At 57.7% G+C, this 18,004-nt stretch carries 13 protein-coding genes; 4 read left to right on the top strand and 9 right to left on the bottom strand.

The genetic code is table 11. The features are described from left to right. The first annotated feature begins 4 nt into the window (after positions 1-4). The 3 genes from LINBF2_RS06235 to def are packed head-to-tail and all read left to right on the top strand — an operon-like array spanning position 5 to position 4,026. Complete coding sequence (locus LINBF2_RS06235; RefSeq protein WP_281891230.1) at positions 5-1,327, top strand: cell division protein ZipA C-terminal FtsZ-binding domain-containing protein; 1,323 nt, start codon at positions 5-7, stop codon at positions 1,325-1,327. Between the two features lie 17 nt (positions 1,328-1,344). Beyond that, positions 1,345-3,480: an NAD-dependent DNA ligase LigA gene (ligA, locus tag LINBF2_RS06230; RefSeq protein WP_281891229.1), complete on the top strand. Its 2,136-nt coding sequence runs from the start codon at positions 1,345-1,347 to the stop codon at positions 3,478-3,480. A gap of 9 nt (positions 3,481-3,489) precedes the next feature. After that, entirely contained in the window at positions 3,490-4,026 is a 537-nt protein-coding gene (gene def / locus LINBF2_RS06225; protein WP_281891228.1) for a peptide deformylase, read from the top strand. Here the strand turns inward: def and LINBF2_RS06220 are convergent. Together LINBF2_RS06220 and map are read right to left on the bottom strand one after the other, a co-directional pair. Then, positions 4,023-6,635: a [protein-PII] uridylyltransferase gene (locus tag LINBF2_RS06220; RefSeq protein ID WP_281891227.1), complete on the bottom strand. Its 2,613-nt coding sequence runs from the start codon at positions 6,633-6,635 to the stop codon at positions 4,023-4,025. The two genes, def and LINBF2_RS06220, sit on opposite strands and share 4 nt — an antisense overlap. A 12-nt stretch (positions 6,636-6,647) precedes the next feature. Continuing rightward, positions 6,648-7,460: a type I methionyl aminopeptidase gene (gene map / locus LINBF2_RS06215; RefSeq protein WP_108282663.1), complete on the bottom strand. Its 813-nt coding sequence runs from the start codon at positions 7,458-7,460 to the stop codon at positions 6,648-6,650. Between the two features lie 157 nt (positions 7,461-7,617). Here map and purL point away from each other — a divergent pair, with 157 nt between their 5' ends. Next, complete coding sequence (gene purL, locus LINBF2_RS06210; RefSeq protein ID WP_281891226.1) at positions 7,618-11,637, top strand: phosphoribosylformylglycinamidine synthase; 4,020 nt, start codon at positions 7,618-7,620, stop codon at positions 11,635-11,637. 42 nt (positions 11,638-11,679) lie between these two features. Here the strand turns inward: purL and LINBF2_RS06205 are convergent, their stop codons facing one another. From LINBF2_RS06205 to LINBF2_RS06175, 7 genes are all read right to left on the bottom strand, one after another. After that, the gene (locus LINBF2_RS06205; RefSeq protein ID WP_281891225.1) at positions 11,680-12,327 is read right to left on the bottom strand and encodes an MOSC domain-containing protein; all 648 of its coding nucleotides are present in this window, start codon (positions 12,325-12,327) and stop codon (positions 11,680-11,682) included. Between the two features lie 15 nt (positions 12,328-12,342). Further along, positions 12,343-14,340, bottom strand: coding sequence for a U32 family peptidase (locus tag LINBF2_RS06200; protein WP_281891224.1), 1,998 nt, complete (start codon positions 14,338-14,340; stop codon positions 12,343-12,345). A 67-nt stretch (positions 14,341-14,407) separates the two neighbouring features. After that, positions 14,408-15,190, bottom strand: a complete 783-nt coding sequence (locus tag LINBF2_RS06195) for a peptidylprolyl isomerase (protein ID WP_281891223.1) — start codon at positions 15,188-15,190, stop codon at positions 14,408-14,410. Positions 15,191-15,198: 8 nt separating this feature from the next. Continuing rightward, entirely contained in the window at positions 15,199-15,468 is a 270-nt protein-coding gene (locus LINBF2_RS06190) for a BolA family protein (protein ID WP_281891222.1), read from the bottom strand. After that, entirely contained in the window at positions 15,465-16,010 is a 546-nt protein-coding gene (locus LINBF2_RS06185; RefSeq protein ID WP_104797414.1) for a septation protein A, read from the bottom strand. The genes LINBF2_RS06190 and LINBF2_RS06185 overlap by 4 nt, the downstream gene beginning before the upstream one ends. A 7-nt stretch (positions 16,011-16,017) precedes the next feature. Continuing rightward, positions 16,018-16,425, bottom strand: a complete 408-nt coding sequence (gene msrB, locus LINBF2_RS06180) for a peptide-methionine (R)-S-oxide reductase MsrB (RefSeq protein WP_104797415.1) — start codon at positions 16,423-16,425, stop codon at positions 16,018-16,020. Further along, positions 16,422-17,924 (bottom strand): protein adenylyltransferase SelO, encoded by a 1,503-nt coding sequence (locus LINBF2_RS06175; protein ID WP_281891221.1) that lies wholly within the window; start codon positions 17,922-17,924, stop codon positions 16,422-16,424. Before LINBF2_RS06175 ends, msrB begins: the two co-directional genes overlap by 4 nt. Positions 17,925-18,004: the final 80 nt, after the last annotated feature.

The following is an 18,004-nucleotide window of genomic DNA, read 5'->3' as shown; positions in this document are numbered from 1 at the left end:
GAACATGAGTACTCTTCAAATTGGTTTAGCAATTGCTGGTGGCGTGGTTCTCGCGGGTGTGGTGGCACACAGCACATGGACTTCGCGCAAAAACAAGCCACGTCAGGCTGAACCGCTGCCACAAGAAAAAAACATCGAGCCAGCCGCCTATACGCCTGATTACGGTCAGCCCCAAGAGCCATCGTTCGATGCCGCTCCTAGCGTGAGCTTTGACATGCACCATGAGCCTGAAGTGATTGCGCCCGTGCCGACGCCCACGTACCAAACGACAGGCAGCCTTGACCCCGTGACCGACATGGCGCGCAGCATGATGGAAGAGGCCACGGCCCATGCGCAGCGCGTGCCTGATGAAGCTGAGTTGGCCCGTATTGCAGAAAGCAAAGCCGCCGCTTCCAAAGTTGCAGAAGAGCGCGCCAAACAAAAAGCCGCACAAGCTCCTGTCATGAAGCCCGTTGTGGCCCAAGTGATGGAGTCTGCCGCCTCTGACTTGCCTCAGCCCGAAAAACGCCCCGCCTTAGATGCGTTGATTGACGTCATCGCCGCGGTTGAAATTGACCATCCCGCTTCTGGTGATGCCGCTTTGCAGGCCATGCCCGCCACACGCCGTGTGGGCAGCAAGTTATTCAGCTTGGAAGGCCTCAACACTGAAACCGGTTTGTGGGAACACCCACGCAACGGCCAACGCTACAGCGCGTTTCAATCGGGTGTGCAGTTGGCCAACCGCACCGGCCCCTTGAACGAAATTGAGTTCTCTGAGTTCGTCACTAAAACTCAACACTTCGCCGACACCATCAACGGTGCACCTGAGTTTCCCGACATGCTCGAGGAAGTGGCCCGCGCCCGTGAACTCGACAGCTTTGCCAGCGCCCACGATGCACAACTGAGCTTCACCTTGAAGGCCACCAAGGCCGCATGGAGCCCCGGCTACGTGCAACAAAACGCCGCGCGTTTGGGCTTTATCGCTGGTGTCTTGCCAGGCCGCATGGTGGTGCCCGCCCCCGTGCATGGCCTGCCCGCCATCTTGGGTTTGACCTTTGACTCGCAAGCCGCGATGTCGGAAGACCCCACGCAATCCGCCATTTACGAACTTGCCTTGTCACTCGACGTGCCACAGGTGGACCGCAAAGAAGAGCCGTACGCCCGCATGATTCAAACCGCCTACGAACTGGCGCGTGTGATGGACGGCGCAATCTCTGATGACAACGGACAGCCCTTGTCTGAGACCGCCATCGGCGCCATTGCCCGCGACTTGCTGGCGTTGTACGACACGCTCGATGCGCGTGACTTGTCGGCAGGCTCGCCGCAAGCGCGCCGCTTGTTCAGCTAATTTCAAGGTCACGCAGCATGAGCACCGCTGACTTATTTGGCAGCGATGCCAACGCCCGTGTAGGCGGCTCAGCCGCTAATCCTTCGAACGGTAACGACGTTGCAGCCCGCGCCGCCGAACTGCGCGAACAACTTCACCACCACGGTCACCAGTACTACGTGCTGGACGCGCCCACTATCCCTGATGCCGAATACGACCGCTTGTTCAAAGAGCTGCAAGCGATTGAAGCTGCACACCCCGAGCTGCTCACCCCAGACTCTCCCACTCAACGTGTGGGCGGCAAGCCGCTTGACAGCTTTGCCAGTGTCAAGCACGTGGTGCCCATGCTCAGCATTCGCACCGAGACCGACACCGAAGCCAGTGGCGCAGAAGCCTTTGACACACGCATCCGCAAAGAGCTGGCTTTGGCCGAAGCCGACCCGTTGGTTGACTATGTGGCCGAGCTCAAGTTTGACGGCCTCGCTATGAGCCTGCGCTACGAAAACGGCGTGCTGGTGCAAGCCGCCACACGCGGCGATGGCGAAACGGGTGAAGACGTCACACAGAACATCCGCACCATTGGCCAAATCCCGTTGCGCTTGTCTCACGACGCGCCCAAGGTGCTGGAAGTGCGCGGCGAGGTCTACATGGCCCGTGGCGACTTTGAAGCCTTGAACGAGCGCCAACGTGCTCGCATCGCCGCAGGCGAGAAGGGCGAAAAGACCTTTGTGAACCCACGCAACGCTGCTGCCGGTGCTGTGCGTCAGCTTGACCCCACCATTGCCGCGCAGCGCCCTTTGAGCTTCTTTGCTTATGGCTTGGGTGACATCACGCCTGTGGAAGATGGCGGGCCCACGTTCAACACGCATTTCGATTTGTTGATGAGTCTCAAGAAATGGGGCTTCCCCGTGGCCGCGCAAACCGCGTGTGTGCAAGGCGCGGCAGGCTTGGTGGACTTTCACCAACGCATGGGCCAAGCGCGTGATGCGCTGCCGTTTGACATTGACGGCGTTGTCTACAAGGTCAACAGTTTGGCTGCGCAGCGTCAGCTCGGCTTTGTCACCCGCGAGCCCCGCTGGGCCGTGGCCCACAAATACCCCGCGCAAGAACAACTCACCACCGTGCAAGCCATCGAGGTGCAAGTGGGCCGCACGGGCAAGCTCACCCCCGTGGCCAAACTCGCACCCGTGTTTGTGGGCGGCGTGACTGTGACTAACGCGACGCTGCACAACGAAGACGAAGCCCGCCGCAAAGACGTGCGGGTGGGCGACACCGTGGTGGTGCGCCGTGCAGGCGATGTGATTCCAGAAGTGGTGTCTGTCGTTTTAGAGAAGCGCATGCAAGACGCGCAAATCTTCACCATGCAACACGAATGCCCCGTGTGCGGCAGTCCAGCCGTGCGTGAAGAAGGCGAGGCCGATTACCGCTGCACAGGCGGCCTGTTTTGCAGCGCACAGCGCAAGCAAGCTATCCTGCACTTCGCACACCGACGCGCCGTTGAGATTGAAGATTTGGGCGACAAGCTGGTGGAGCAACTGGTGGATGCGGGTGTGGTCAAGACATTGCCCGACCTGTACCGCATGGGCTTTACCGCTTTGGTCACGCTGGAGCGCATGGCTGAAAAATCGGCCAATAACGTGCTGGCCAGCATTGAAAAATCCAAACAAACCACGCTGCCACGCTTTTTGTTTGGCCTAGGCATTCGCCATGTGGGCGAGGCCACTGCCAAAGAGCTGGCACGTCACTTCGGCAAGATGGACGCCATCATGGACGCCACCGTCGACCAACTGCTGCAAGTGGCAGACGTCGGCCCCATCGTGGCACTGAGCCTGCGCACCTTCTTTGACCAGCCGCACAACCGCGAAGTGGTGGAGCAGCTGCGTGCTTGCGGTGTCACATGGACCGAGTGCGAACCTACAGCGGGCGCAAGCTTGCCGCTGGCAGGCCAAACCTTTGTGCTGACCGGCACACTGCCCACACTCAGCCGCGATCAAGCCAAAGACATGCTTGAAGCCTTGGGCGCCAAAGTGGCAGGCAGTGTGAGCAAGAAAACGCATTGTGTGGTGGCCGGTGCAGAGGCGGGCAGCAAGCTCGACAAAGCGCAAGAGTTGGGCATCAAGGTGCTCGACGAAGCTGGCTTGTTGGCCTTGGTGGCTGAACACGCAGCTGAATAAGGACACGACATGGCCGTTCGCGAGATCTTGAAAATGGGCGACGAGCGTCTGCTTCGTATGGCGCAACCCGTGAAGGCTTTCAACACGCCAGAGTTGCAAGCACTGCTCAAAGACCTCGACGACACCATGCTGGCCGCCAACGGCGCTGGCTTGGCCGCGCCGCAAATTGGTGTGGATTTGCAAGTGGTGGTATTTGGTTCAGGCGAGGTCAACCCACGTTACCCCGATGCGCCTGTGGTGCCGTACACCGTGCTCATCAACCCTGTGCTCACGCCCCTTGGGGATGAGGAAGAAGAGGGCTGGGAAGGCTGCTTGTCAGTACCGGGCCTACGAGGTGTGGTGCCTCGTTTCAAACGTTTGCGTTACCAGGGCTTTGACGAAACAGGCCTGCCGATTGACCGCACGGTCGAGGGCTTTCATGCGCGGGTGGTGCAACATGAGTGTGACCACCTCATTGGCAAGCTGTACCCCATGCGCGTGCGCGACTTCTCTCGCTTTGGCTACACCGATGTGTTGTTTCCGGGCTTGGACGACGCGGACGATTAAGCCTGCAAGGCGGCGAGCAGTTCCGTCTCAATTTCCAGCTGCGCTCTGTTTTGCTGCAAAGCCGCGCCGTCAATCAAGAACGTGTCTTCCACGCGTTCGCCCAAGGTGCTGATTTTGGCCAGCAACAAGTTCACCTTGTGGTTGGCCAACACACGCGCCACGCTGTAAAGCAGGCCCACGCGGTCGCTGGCTGAGATGCTCAACAACCACTTTTGCGCACGTTCGTCGGGCTGCAAGGTCACACGCGGCGCGATGGGGAAGCTCTTGACGCGGCGTGACACGCGGCCTTTGCCGACCGTTGGTAAGGGTTTGGCTTCGACGATGGTTTCAGTTAACCCCGTCTCCACCATGTTGATGAGGTTGCGGTAGTGCTCTTCAAAATGGCTGCTCACCACTTGGAAGGTGTCTAGCGCGTAGCCGTTGGTGGCGGTGTGCACTTTGGCATCCCAAATGTTGAAGCCCGCTTGGTCAAAGTAGCCGCAGATGCGCGCAAACAAATCTGCCTGGTCAGGTGAATACACCATCACCTGCAAGCCTTCGCCCACGGGAGACAAACGCGCACGCACGGTCACACCCATGGGGGTGTTTTGCGCTTTGGCAATCGACAAGCTGCGCGAGAGCTGGCGTGTGTGCCAGGCAATGTCGGCGGCATCGTGGCGCATGAAGTAGCCCACGTCTAAGGTAGCCCATAAATCTTTGTGGGCCTCAAACGGCAGCGCATACAGCGCGAGCATGGTGAGGGCTTCGGTTTTACGAATCTCAACTTCAGCGGCTGCATCCGGCGCACGGCCACCTAAAGCGCGGGCGGTGTAGCGGTACAAGTCTTCCAGCAGCTTGCCTTTCCATGCGTTCCACACCTTGGGGCTGGTGCCGCGAATGTCGGCCACCGTCAGCAGGTACAGCGCAGTGAGGTTGCGCTCGTTGCCCACGCGTTTGGCGAAGGCTTGAATCACATCGGGGTCGCTCAAGTCTTGTTTTTGGGCGACGTTGCTCATGGTCAAGTGTTCGCCCACCAAGAACTCAATGAGCTTGGCGTCTTCTTTGTCGATGCTGTGGTCACGCGCAAATTTGCGCACTTCACCACGGCCCAGTTGTGAGTGGTCGCCGCCACGGCCTTTGGCAATGTCGTGGAACAACGCGGCTGCAAACAAGATCCAAGGCTTGTCCCAACCCGCAGCGAGTTGCGAGCAAAACGGGTATTCATGCGCATGCTCGGCCATGAAGAAGCGGCGCACATTGCGCAGCACCATCAAGATGTGTTGGTCCACGGTGTAGACGTGGAACAGGTCATGCTGCATCTGGCCCACGATGCGACGGAAGGGCCACAGGTAGCGGCCGAGCACCGAAGTTTGGTTCATCAAGCGCACCGCGTGCGTCATGCCGCTGGGGGCCTGCAAGATGCGCATGAACATCTCACGGTTCACCGGGTCTGCGCGGAACTTGCCATCCATCAAGGTGCGAGCGTTGTACAGCGCTCGCAGCGTGCGAGCCGACAGACCGCTGATGCCCACCGTGGATTCGTACAACCAGAAGGTTTCCAGAATCGCGTGTGGGTTGTTCATATACACGTCGTCGCTGGTCACTTCGAGCATGCCTGCCTTGTCGGCAAAGCGCTCGTTGATGGGACGCAGCTCGTGTTGGTTGCTGCTCAGGCGTTCTTCGATGTTGAGCAACAAAATTTGGTTGAGCTGGGTTACCGCTTTGGCCGCCCAGTAATAGCGCTTCATCAGCGCTTCGCTGGCCACGCGGGCGTTCAGCGTGCCGTCTTCTTCCACACCCAGCCCCAAGCTTTGGGCGACGGCGTGTTGCAAGTCAAACACCAAGCGGTCTTCGCGGCGTTTGGCCGCCAAATGCAAGCGTGTGCGGATGAGTGCCAAGGCGTCTTCGTTGCGTTTGAGTTGTTTGACTTCAAAGTCTGTCGCCAAGCCTTTGCGGCCCAAGCTCTCCCAGCTGTCACCCAAGCCTGCGGCTTTGGCTACCCACAGCACCACTTGCAAATCGCGCATGCCGCCTGGCGATTCTTTGCAATTGGGTTCTAGCGAGTAAGGCGTGTTTTCGAACTTGGCGTGGCGTTGACGCATCTCGGCGGTCTTGGCCACAAAGAAAGCTTTGGGGTCAAGCGCGATCGCGTAGTGTTTTTGGAAGGTTTTGAACAGCTTCACGCTGCCCACCAAAAAACGCGCTTCGAGCAACGAAGTTTGCACGGTGATGTCTGCAGATGCTTCTTGCACGCACTCGGTCACGGTGCGCACGCTGGAGCCAATTTCTAAGCCTGTGTCCCAGCAACTGCCGATGAATTTTTCAATCTTGGCTTTGAGCGCGTCGTCCTTCTCGGGCGATGTGCCATCGGGCATGAGCAAAAGCACATCCACGTCTGAGTATGGAAACAACTCACCACGGCCATAGCCGCCCACTGCCACCAAGCACAACTGCTGGTCAAAGCCTGCAGCGTCCCAGAGGTTACGTAAGGTGTCGTCAGTCATGCTGCACAGCTTGTGCAACAAGGTTTTCACGCTACGTGGGGTGGTAATTGATTTGGAATTTGGTTGGGACGCGGCCAGCAGCAATGCCGCCTTGTCCTTTCGGTAAAGGTTAGCCAAGGCGTTCATCGCAGGGGGTGCTTAACAGCAGGTGGTGGTCACAAAGTCGGGCAGGGCGGGGCTACCGTCGGACAGGGTCAACACTTCGTAGCCCGTGGGCGTGACGAGGATGGTGTGTTCCCACTGAGCTGACAACGAGTGGTCGCGCGTGACGATGGTCCAGCCGTCGCCCAGCTCTTTGATGTCTTTCTTGCCCGCGTTGATCATGGGCTCGATGGTGAAGGTCATGCCTTCTTGCAGCGTCTCACCTGTGCCGGGCTTGCCGTAGTGCAGCACTTGCGGCTCTTCATGGAACACCTGGCCAATGCCGTGGCCGCAAAACTCGCGCACCACAGAGAAGCCGTGGCTCTCAGCAAAGCGTTGAATCGCAAAGCCAATGTCGCCTAAACGTGCGCCAGGCTTGACCTTGACGATGCCGTGCCACATGGCTTCGTACGTCAACTTAGACAAACGCTTGGCCGCGATAGACACATCGCCCACCGAGAACATGCGGCTGGTGTCGCCATGCCAACCATCTTTGATGACGGTGATGTCGATGTTGACCGTGTCGCCCTTTTTCAGCGGCTTGTCATTGGGAATGCCGTGGCACACCTGATGGTTGATGGAGGTGCAGATGGACTTGGGGTAGGGGTTGTCACCGCTGGGGTTGTAGTTGAGCGGGGCGGGAATGGCCTGCTGAACTTGCGTGATGTAGTCGTAGCAGAGCTTGTCGAGCTGGTTGGTCGTCACGCCCGGCACCACGTGCGGGGTAATGAAATCGAGAACTTCGGAGGCCAGTTTGCCCGCGATACGCATGCCTTGTGCGCCTTGGGCGTCTTTGATGGAAATGGTCATGGGCTAGATTATCCCATCCGTCGCAAAACACGTCTCTGTCACCCTGAATTGTGTACAAAACACCATCGCTAGCCACGTAAAATCTAACCTTTTGCCGACCAGCCCCAGTCAGCGGCCCGGCCCGATTCGATTTCCGTCTTTTTCTCAAGGCTCCCTCGTGTCCCTGCACATCAGCATTTTCGAAGGCGGCAACGCCCTCAGCGATTTCCGTGTTCAACAGCTCTTGCCCCGTTTGGCGGCAATCTCCCCGCAAATCCAAGGCCTGAGTGCCCGCTTTGTGCATTTGGCTGCAACCGAGGCCACGTTGGATGCCGCTCAGCAACAAACACTGGCTGCTTTGCTGACTTATGGCGAGCCTGCTCACGTTGCCCCCGTAGGCACCTTGCTGGTGGTCACGCCACGTTTTGGCACCGTGTCGCCTTGGGCATCAAAGGCCACCGACATTGCGCACAACTGCGGTTTGCAGCTCAAGCGCATTGAGCGCATCACCGAGTTCCATATTCAGCTCAAAGACGGTTTGCTGAGCAAAGCCGCCCTCACGCCTGAGCAACTGGCTGCCGTAGCCGATGTGTTGCACGATCGCATGACCGAATCTGTCATGCGCACACGCGATGAAGCGTTGGGCTTGTTCACCGAACTGCACCCCGCACCGATGGAGCAAGTGGATGTGCTGGGCGGTGGCGAGGCCGCATTGCAAGACGCCAACAAGCGATGGGGCTTGGCTTTGGCCGAGGACGAGATTGCGTATTTGGTGAATGCGTTTACCCAACTCAAGCGCAACCCCACCGATGTGGAGCTGATGATGTTTGCGCAAGCCAACAGCGAACACTGCCGCCACAAGATTTTCAACGCCGAGTTCACCATTGACGGCGAGGCGCAATCGCACAGCCTGTTTGGCATGATTCGCCACACCGAAAAAACCAGCCCGCATTACACGGTGGTGGCTTATTCGGACAACGCCTCCATCATGGAAGGCCACCAGGTAGAGCGCTTCATCGCCACCAACAATGGCAAAGACCTGCCTCAGTACGAAAAAGTATCGGCCACCAACCATGTGTTAATGAAGGTCGAAACTCACAACCACCCCACAGCCATTTCGCCTTACCCCGGTGCTTCCACCGGCAATGGCGGAGAGATTCGCGACGAAGGTGCAACAGGCCGAGGCTCCAAGCCCAAAGCGGGTATGTCTGGCTTCACCGTGTCGAAGCTGTGGGATAGCAAACTGGGCCGCCCCTCACACATGGCCAGCCCTTTGCAAATCATGACCGAGGGCCCTTTGGGTGGCGCTGCGTTTAACAACGAGTTTGGCCGTCCCAACCTGACCGGCTACTTCCGCGAATACGAACAAGACGTGGCTGGCGTGACACGCGGCTACCACAAGCCCATCATGATTGCGGGTGGCTTGGGCGTGATTGACAGCGAACAAACCAAGAAGATTGAGTTCCCTGCAGGCAGCTTGTTGATTCAACTGGGCGGCCCCGGCATGCGCATCGGCATGGGGGGCAGCGCCGCCAGCTCGATGGCCAGCGGCACAAACGCGGCTGAACTGGACTTTGATTCGGTGCAACGCGGCAACCCAGAAATCGAGCGCCGTGCGCAAGAGGTGATCAACCATTGCTGGGCGCAAGGCGCGGCTAACCCCATCCTCGCCATTCACGACGTGGGCGCGGGTGGTTTGTCCAACGCATTCCCAGAACTCACCAACGACGCAGGCCGTGGCGCACGCTTTGATTTGCGTGCTGTTCCGCTGGAAGAGTCAGGCTTGGCTCCCAAAGAAATTTGGTCGAACGAAAGCCAAGAGCGCTACGTGATGGCGATTGCGCCCGAGTCGCTCGAACAATTCCAAGCCTTCTGCGAGCGCGAGCGTTGTCCATTTGCGGTGGTGGGTGTTGCGACTGAAGAGCGTCATCTGACTGTTGCCAATGAAGATGCGGTGCTGGCTCACCACATAGGTGAAAGTTCAGAGGCGGCAGTCAATATGCCCATGAACGTGCTGCTGGGTAAACCACCCAAAATGCACCGCGATGTGACGCGTGTAGAGCGCACCAGCGCCCCCATGGACCTGACTGGCGTGAGCTTGCAAGAAGCTGTGATCAACGTGTTGAGCCACCCCACAGTGGCCAGCAAGCGTTTTCTCATCACCATTGGCGACCGTGCCGTGGGTGGTTTGACACATCGTGACCAAATGGTTGGCCCATGGCAAGTGCCAGTGGCCGATGTGGCCGTGACCTTGGCCGATTACCAAAGCTTTGCGGGTGAAGCCATGAGCATGGGCGAGCGCACGCCGCTCGCGTCGCTCGACGCACCGGCCTCAGGCCGCATGGCGGTGGCTGAAGCCATCACCAATTTATTAGCCGCTCCGTTTGAGTTGCCACGCGTCAAGCTCAGTGCCAACTGGATGGCCGCTTGCGGCGAGGCTGGTGAAGACGCTGCGTTGTACGACACCGTCAAAGCCGTGGGCTTAGAACTCTGCCCTGCCTTGGGTATTTCCATTCCTGTTGGTAAGGACAGTTTGTCCATGCGCACGCAATGGAGCGAGAACGGCGACACCAAAAAAGTCACCTCGCCGGTGAGTCTGATCATCAGCGCGTTTGCGTCCATCCCCGATGTGCGTGGCACGCTCACGCCGCAGCTCAACAACACGGACGACACCACCTTGGTGTTGGTGCAGTTGGGCTCTGGCAAGCGCCGCATGGCCGGCAGCATCTTGGGCCAAGTGCTGAACCAAGCAGGCGACCAAGTGCCAGACCTCGACGATGCACAAGACTTGGTCAAACTCGTCAATGCGGTGAACGCACTGCGCGCACAAGGCAAGATCTTGGCGTACCACGACCGCAGCGACGGTGGCTTGATAGCCGCTGTGTGCGAGATGGCTTTTGCAGGCCAAGTGGGCGTGGCGCTGAATGTGGACATGCTCATCACCGAAGGTGACGGCATCAACGATAGCCGTGCCGAATACGGTGACACCAAAAACTGGGCTTCACAGGTAAGCGCCCGTCGCGAAGAGCTGACGCTGCAAGCCTTGTTCAACGAAGAGCTGGGCGTGGTGCTGCAAGTGCGCACGTCTGAGCGCAACGAGGTGATGCAAACCTTGCGTGAGCATGGCTTGTCCAAGCACAGCCACTTTGTGGGCAAGACACGCCCCCAATCGTCCACCATAGCCAAAGGCAAGGGCGAGATCAGCGTGTGGCGCGACACCAAAGAAGTGTTCGTTGGCAAGCTGGCCGACCTGCACCAAGTGTGGGATAGCGTGAGCTGGAAGATTTGCCAACAACGTGACAACCCTGCGTGTGCCGATGCAGAGCACGCCGCAGCGGGCAACCCAACAGACCCCGGCATGCATGTGCATTTGCCAGCGGGTATCAGCGACAACGTGGCAGCCCCCTTCATCAACTTAGCCGCTAAACCCAAAGTGGCGGTGCTGCGTGAGCAGGGCGTGAACTCACACATTGAGATGGCGTATGCGTTTGCCGAAGCTGGCTTTGACGCCTACGACGTGCACATGACCGACCTGCAAACTGGCCGCGCCAAGCTGCAAGACTTCAAAGGTTTGGTGGCTTGCGGTGGCTTTAGCTACGGCGACACCTTGGGCGCTGGCATTGGCTGGGCACGCAGCATCACGTTCAACCCCGTGTTGTCTGAACAAATGCAGCAGTTCTTTGCACGCACCGACACCTTTGGCTTGGGTGTATGTAACGGCTGCCAAATGTTTGCAGAGTTGGCCGACATCATTCCTGGCGCAGAACACTGGCCACGCTTCACCACTAATCAAAGCGAGCGCTTTGAAGCACGTTTGAGCATGGTGGAAGTGTTGGAATCACCGTCTCTGTTCTTCGCAGGCATGGCCGGTGCACGTTTGCCGATTGCCGTGGCGCACGGCGAAGGTTTTGCCAACTTCCAAGCGCGCGGCAACGCTGCCCAAACCATTGGCGCTATGCGTTTTGTGGACAATCACGGCCAAGCGACGATGCAGTACCCGTTCAACCCCAACGGCAGCTTGGCAGGTCTAACAGCTGTCACCACGGCAAACGGCCGCTTCACGGCCATGATGCCGCACCCCGAGCGCGTGTTCCGCAACGTACAAATGAGCTGGACCGACTTCGGTGCATCGGGTGGCGTGGATGCGTTCAGCCCTTGGATGCGTATGTGGCGCAATGCGCGTCAGTGGGTGGGTTGATTCACTCACGCCAATCAAAAAACGCAGCCACGGCTGCGTTTTTTATTTCATCAAATAGCTCACCCGCTGCTTGATTTTGTCTTGCCACACCTTGGCAATGTCGGGTGTTTCGGATAGCTGGCTTAACGCATCAAGATCAGGGCGATGCTCACGCCAAAGCGTCATGGCTTGATGCAGAGTAGGGGCTTGGCTTGCGGCCTCGTGCAACACCAAACTGTCGTTTGGGTTGACCGTGCCGGTTTGCAACACCCGCCAATACCAACCCGTGAGCAGATGTTGGTCAATGAACAAAGCCATGCCGTCGCAGCCAAAGCGCTCATCAATCTTCCAGCAAGGGTTGCGTGGTTGGCAGACTTGAATCAGTGCTGAACCGAGTTGCCACACATCACCTAAATGCACATCGTGCTCGTCTAGTTCAGACGTGGCAATGTTTTCGCCCATGCTGCCGGGCACGAGCAAGGGGGCTACATCGGCAAACTGTGCGGCCAGCTTGGCGTAGTGCGTGCTGGGGTAAAGATGCACGGCTTTTTCGGGGCCACCGTGTACACGCAGGTCAGCGTGACTGTCGCCAGCAAAACCTTCAACACCCAATTCAATCGGGCCTTGCACCTGTGTTTTGTACATGGCCGTGGGTCGGCCTGACACGGGCAGCGCTTGCACTTGGCCGATGAAGAGCGAGACCTTGGCCATTCTGGAGGCTGAGCTTTAAGGACGCGTTTTGTAAAACGTGATGGGCGACTCAGCCATCTCTTTGATGCGCTGGTTGAGCACCGACTTTTTCATCTTGCCCACCACATGCATCTCACACGGCTTGCAGTCAAAACGCAAGGTGAGTTTTTCGCTGCCGTTGATCAGCATCAGCGGCTCAGCCTTGACCGTGCCTTGCACACCTGTGACGCCTTTGGCTTGCTTGGGACACAAGCTCATGCTGAAACGCACACAGTGTTTAGTGATCATCAGGCTGGCTTCGCCTAGTTCTTCGTGGCTCTCATAAGCAGCCTCAATGACTTTCACACCGTGTTTTGCGTAAAAATCGTGCGCTTTTTGGTTGTAGACGTTGGCCAAATACGTGAGCGAGTCTTCGGGGTAACTCACGGGTGGCTCAACGGCTGCGGCGCGTTGCGGGCGGTCATAGGCCTTCAGGCGCACAAGTTCCAACTGCTCCACGGCATCGCGGCGCAATGCGTTGAGTGACGAGGCCGGCACAAACCAAGGCTGGCTGATATTGATTTGCAGGTTGAGCACTTCAAACACGGTTGCGCCAAACTTGCTCAAGTGCTCGCGCAGGCTGGCGTCGTTGCGCACCGCGTCTTTGGCGAGTTCTTTGGTGCAGCTCAGAGTCGCGCTGGCCGTGTGGCCGTCTTCATCGGTGAGCTTGAGCTCGAACCCTTGCGCTATTTCAGAAAACTCCACCCATGCGCCAATGCGGCGTTCGCTGGATGTTTTCTCAAGCCCGCGCACCCAATCCATGTCGCGATTGCGGTTGATGACCATGCCCGCACGCAAATCGCGAAAGCCTTCAATCGGGTCTTTGGGGTACAAGCGCCACACGCCTTTTTTGGGGCTAGGCTCTGCGCGGTTGATGGCCACGCCCACCAGTTCTTTTTGCAGGTCGTAGTAGCACAGGCCATCACCGTTGTGCAGCACAGCGGCTTTGTCATAGGGCTGCACTTCCAGCCAATTCGGGCCTGTGCCCATCACTTCGCCCAACACAATGCCCGGGTTCTTGGGCGAGTCAAATGCGCCGATGTCCTCTTTGCGGCCTTGCACAAAGTAGTCGGTGAACTCGCGGTTGAAGTTTTGTTCGGGGTTGGGCGAGAAGTACAACGTGGTGTTGCCGCTCGATGCGCGGCTGAGTGGGGGGCGCTCAGGATCGGCCGAGTATTGGCGCGCTTCAATCAGTTCGTCCATCAACACGCGGTAGTGGCCGGTGATGTTCTTCACATAAGCCATGTCTTTGTAGCGGCCTTCGATTTTGAAGCTGCGCACACCCGCATCCACCAAGGCAGCGAGGTTTTCGCTTTGGTTGTTGTCCTTCATCGAGAGCACATGCTTGTCGTGTGCGATGAAGCGGCCTTGGGCATCGGTGACGTGATAGGGCAGGCGACAGGCTTGGCTGCAGTCGCCACGGTTGGCGCTGCGTCCTGTGTGGGCGTGGCTGATGAAGCATTGGCCGCTGTAGGCCACGCATAAAGCGCCGTGCACAAAAAACTCTAAGTTGCATCGTTCAGCATCGAGCACATCGTGGATGGCTTTGATTTGCGGCAGGGTCAGCTCGCGGGCCAACACGATTTGTGAGAAGCCCACGTCTTGCATGAACTTCGCCTTCTCAGGCGTGCGAATGTCGGTTTGTGTGCTGGCGTGCAGCTGGATGGGCGGCAAGTTCAGTTCCAAAAATGCCATGTCTTGCACGATCAGCACATCGGCACCTGCGCGATACACATCCCACGCCATTTTTTGCGCAGCTTCTAGCTCGTCGTCACGCAAGATGGTGTTGAGGGTGATGAAGATTTTGCTGTTGAAGCGGTGCGCTTCTTTGCACAAGCGCTCGATGTCTTGCAGGGTGTTGGAGGCGCTGGCTCGCGCACCAAAGGCCGGAGCGCCGATGTAAACCGCGTCTGCGCCGTGATGAATGGCGGCAATACCGATGTCGGCATCACGGGCGGGGGCAAGCAGTTCAAGTTGGTGGTTGAGCAAAGACATGGCGTTAATTATCTAGATAAAACAAAAGCGGCCCGAAGGCCGCTGTGTGCATGGGGCAAAGGCGAGATTACTCGACCTTAGCTTTGGCGCGCAGTTCTTGTTGGAAAGCGGCCATGCGTTGTTGTGTCATTTGTTGGACGATTTGTGGCTTCACATCTTCGAGCTTAGGCAACTGGGCTTCGCGCACATCGTCCAAACGGATGATGTGGAAACCAAACTGGCTTTGCACGGGGGCAGACACTTGGCCTTTGTTCAAAGCCACCATGGCGTCAGAGAATTCTTTGACGTAGTTGCCAGGAGCAGCCCAATCGAGGTCACCACCGTTGGCGCCTGAACCTGGGTCTTTGGATTGCTTTTTGGCGATGTCTTCAAACTTACCATTCTTTTTCAGGCTGGCGAGGATGGCTTCTGCTTGGGCTTGTGTTTCCACCAAGATGTGACGAGCACGGTACTCTTTGCCGCCGTTGGCAGCCACGAACTTGTCGTATTCGGCTTGCACATCTGCGTCTGTGACCGCAGAAGTCTTTTGGAATTCAGCAAACAACTCGCGAATCAAAATAGTTTGACGGGCCAACTCGATTTGAGATTTGTATTCTTCAGTTGCATCTAAGCCGCGCTTTTGTGCTTCTTGCATGAAGATTTCGCGAGCGATGACTTCTTCTTTGATTTGGGCTTCCACCTCAGGGGTGATCGGGCGGCCAGAGCGCGCCACTTGCTGAGCCAATGCTTCAGCACGGGCGGTCGGCACAGCCTTGCCGTTGACGATGGCGATGTTTTGCGCGTTAGCGCCCATGCTCAAAGCTGCGAACGCAGCGGCTGCAACGGCGGTCCAAATCATTTGCTTTTTCATGTCAGGTCTCAGGGGTTTTCTATGACTTCAATGGCCAAGGCATGCAAGCCCTGATCGATATATTCTTGCAACGCATCATACACAAGGCGGTGGCGTGAAACCCGCGATTGCCCTGTAAAAATGTCACTTTGAATGCGTACGCGAAAGTGTGTGCCAAACCCGCTGTCGTTGGCCCCCACATGGCCTGCGTGCGCCGCACTTTCGTCTAAAACTTCAACAAAAGCGGGGTTTAGGCGTTCTTGTAATCGCTGTGTCAGGGCTTGTGCGGTGATGTTCACGCTGAGTCCTCAGGCTGCTCTTTGATGAAGCGACTCATGTAGACGCCTTGAGCCACGACAAACACCAACATCAAGCCCAAACCGCCAAAGAGTTTGAAACTCACCCACGTGTCGGTGTCAAAGTGGTTGGCCACCCAAATGTTGATGCAGCCCATGACTGCAAAGAAGCAGGCCCAGCTGTGCAACAACACGCCCCAAGCGTGTGCAGGCAACGCCACCTGAGCACCCATGAGTTGCTGGATGAAATTGCGCTTGAACACAAAGTGACCGACCCACAAAGCACTGCCCATGAGCCAGTACAAGACGGTGGGTTTCCACTTGATGAAGGTCTCGTCTTGGGTGAGCAGCGTGGCGCCGCCAAACACCACGATGACGCCAAGGCTGACCCATTGCATAGGTTCTACAAAACCATTTTTGTAACGCAAATAGCCAATTTGAACCAAGGTAGCGGCAATGGCCACAGCCGTGGCGGCCATGATGCCCCACGCTTTGAAGGTGCCAAAAAACAAAAGGATGGGGAAGAAGTCGAGCAATAATTTCATAAACGCTTTATTTGTTAGGCACGAAGTCTAACGAAGCCGAGTTCATGCAATAGCGCAAACCGGTGGGGGCAGGGCCGTCGTTGAACACATGGCCCAAGTGCGCACCGCATTGGCTACACACGGTTTCCACACGCACCATGCCGTGGCTGGTGTCGCGGTGCTCGGCAATCGCTTCTTCGCTGGCCGCGGTGTGAAAGCTGGGCCAGCCGCAGCCTGCGTCAAACTTGGTCGACGCATCGAACAGTTTGGCGTCACAACACATGCAGTGGTAGCTGCCTGGGGCCCAATGGTCTTCGTATTTGCCGGTGAACGGACGCTCGGTGGCGGCTTTGCGTGTGACCTCAAAGGCCACAGGTTCTGCGTTTTTGGCGGCCAGCAGGTCGCGCCATTCTTGTTCGGTTTTTTGGAGGGTCATGAGGAGCAGCTGATTTCGATGGATGAAGCCCATTCTGGCGCAAGGCCAGCCCAAGCTTCGTAGGTGGGGTGTTCGTCAAAGGGGGCGTGTAGCACTTGCAGCAGGTCTTGCACCATCGCAAAGTTGCCTGCCTTGGCTTGTCGAATGGCCAGCTCGCCCAAGTGGTTGCGCAAAATGTATTTGGGGTTGGTGCGCAGCATGGCGTCGCCTGTGGCTTGGCGGTTGGCCGCGCCTAAGCGCTCTAGGTAGCGAGCGCACCAAGCATCAAACACTTCGCGGTGCAGAAAGATGTCACGCACAGGTTCAAACGCATGGGTGTTGTGGGCTGATTCGAGTACCGCAATGCTGAGCCTGCGCCAAAACACGGTGTAGTCCACGCGGTCTTGTTGCAGGGCTTGCAGCAAGTCTTCCACCAAGGCGCGGTCGCCCTCGTGTGCGCCGCTCAGGCCCAGCTTGTTGCGCATGCGCTGGTCCATCGCTTCGGGAAAGGCTTGTTTGTAGCTTTCCAGTGCAGCCAAGGCGGGAGCTTGTTCGTCAATCAACGGCATCAGGGCTTGACCTAGGCAGAACAAATTCCAGTAAGCAATTTGCGGCTGACGTGCGTAGGCATAGCGACCTTGATGGTCAGAGTGGTTGCAAATGTGGTTGGCGTCAAAACCGTCTAAGTATTGGAACGGGCCGTAGTCGAGCGTTAGGCCGAGGATGCTCATGTTGTCGGTGTTCATCACACCGTGGCAAAAGCCAACGGCTTGCCATTGAGCCATCAGGACGGCGGTGCGCTGGGTGACTTCGTGTAGCAAGGCCACATAGCGCTCAGCGCCTTGTTTGTCTTGTAGCGCGGGGAAGTGTGCTGTCACCAAATGGTCGGCCAAGGCGCGCAGTTCTTCGATTTGGCCGTTGGAAGCGAAATGCTCGAAGTGCCCAAAGCGCACAAAGCTAGGTGCTACGCGTGTCACGACGGCGGCGGTTTCTACTTCTTCACGTCGCACATGGGCGGGTGAGCCGGTCACGCACAAAGCCCGCGTGGTGGGAATACCCAAGCCATGCATGGCTTCGCTTGCCAAAAACTCACGAATGCTCGACCTCAACACCGCCCGGCCATCGCCACGGCGAGAGTAGGGCGTGGGGCCTGCGCCTTTGAGCTGAAGCTCTTGCAGGCCACTGGGCGTTTGCACAGAGCCAAGATTCAAGGCACGTCCATCGCCCAGCTGACCAGCCCATTGGCCAAACTGGTGGCCGCTGTAGACGCTGGCGTAGGTGGGCTGGTTGGCGACTAGTCGGTTGCCCGTGAACAGCTCTAACGCTTCTTGCTGCTGCCACAAGTCATCTGGCAAGGCCAGTTCATTGCGCAATGCCTCGTTGCAACCAACCCAATGGGCTGCAGGCAACGGTGTTGGATTGGTTGGCGTCGCGAAGGCTTCGCCCAATGAAGCAAACCCAGACCCAGACGCACGCATCCAAGGTAGATCGGCAATCGGAAGGTCAGGGTGGTGAAACATGGCCTGCATTGTCTCGGGTTATCCATAGGCTGGTTTTTTGTGGGCTTTCCCGAAAAATACACAAAGACTTGGCACAATAC

Origin of the sequence: Limnohabitans sp. TEGF004, from assembly GCF_027924965.1 — a bacterium.
GTDB lineage: Bacteria > Pseudomonadota > Gammaproteobacteria > Burkholderiales > Burkholderiaceae_C > Limnohabitans.
This window is presented reverse-complemented; position numbering and strand designations above follow the sequence as displayed.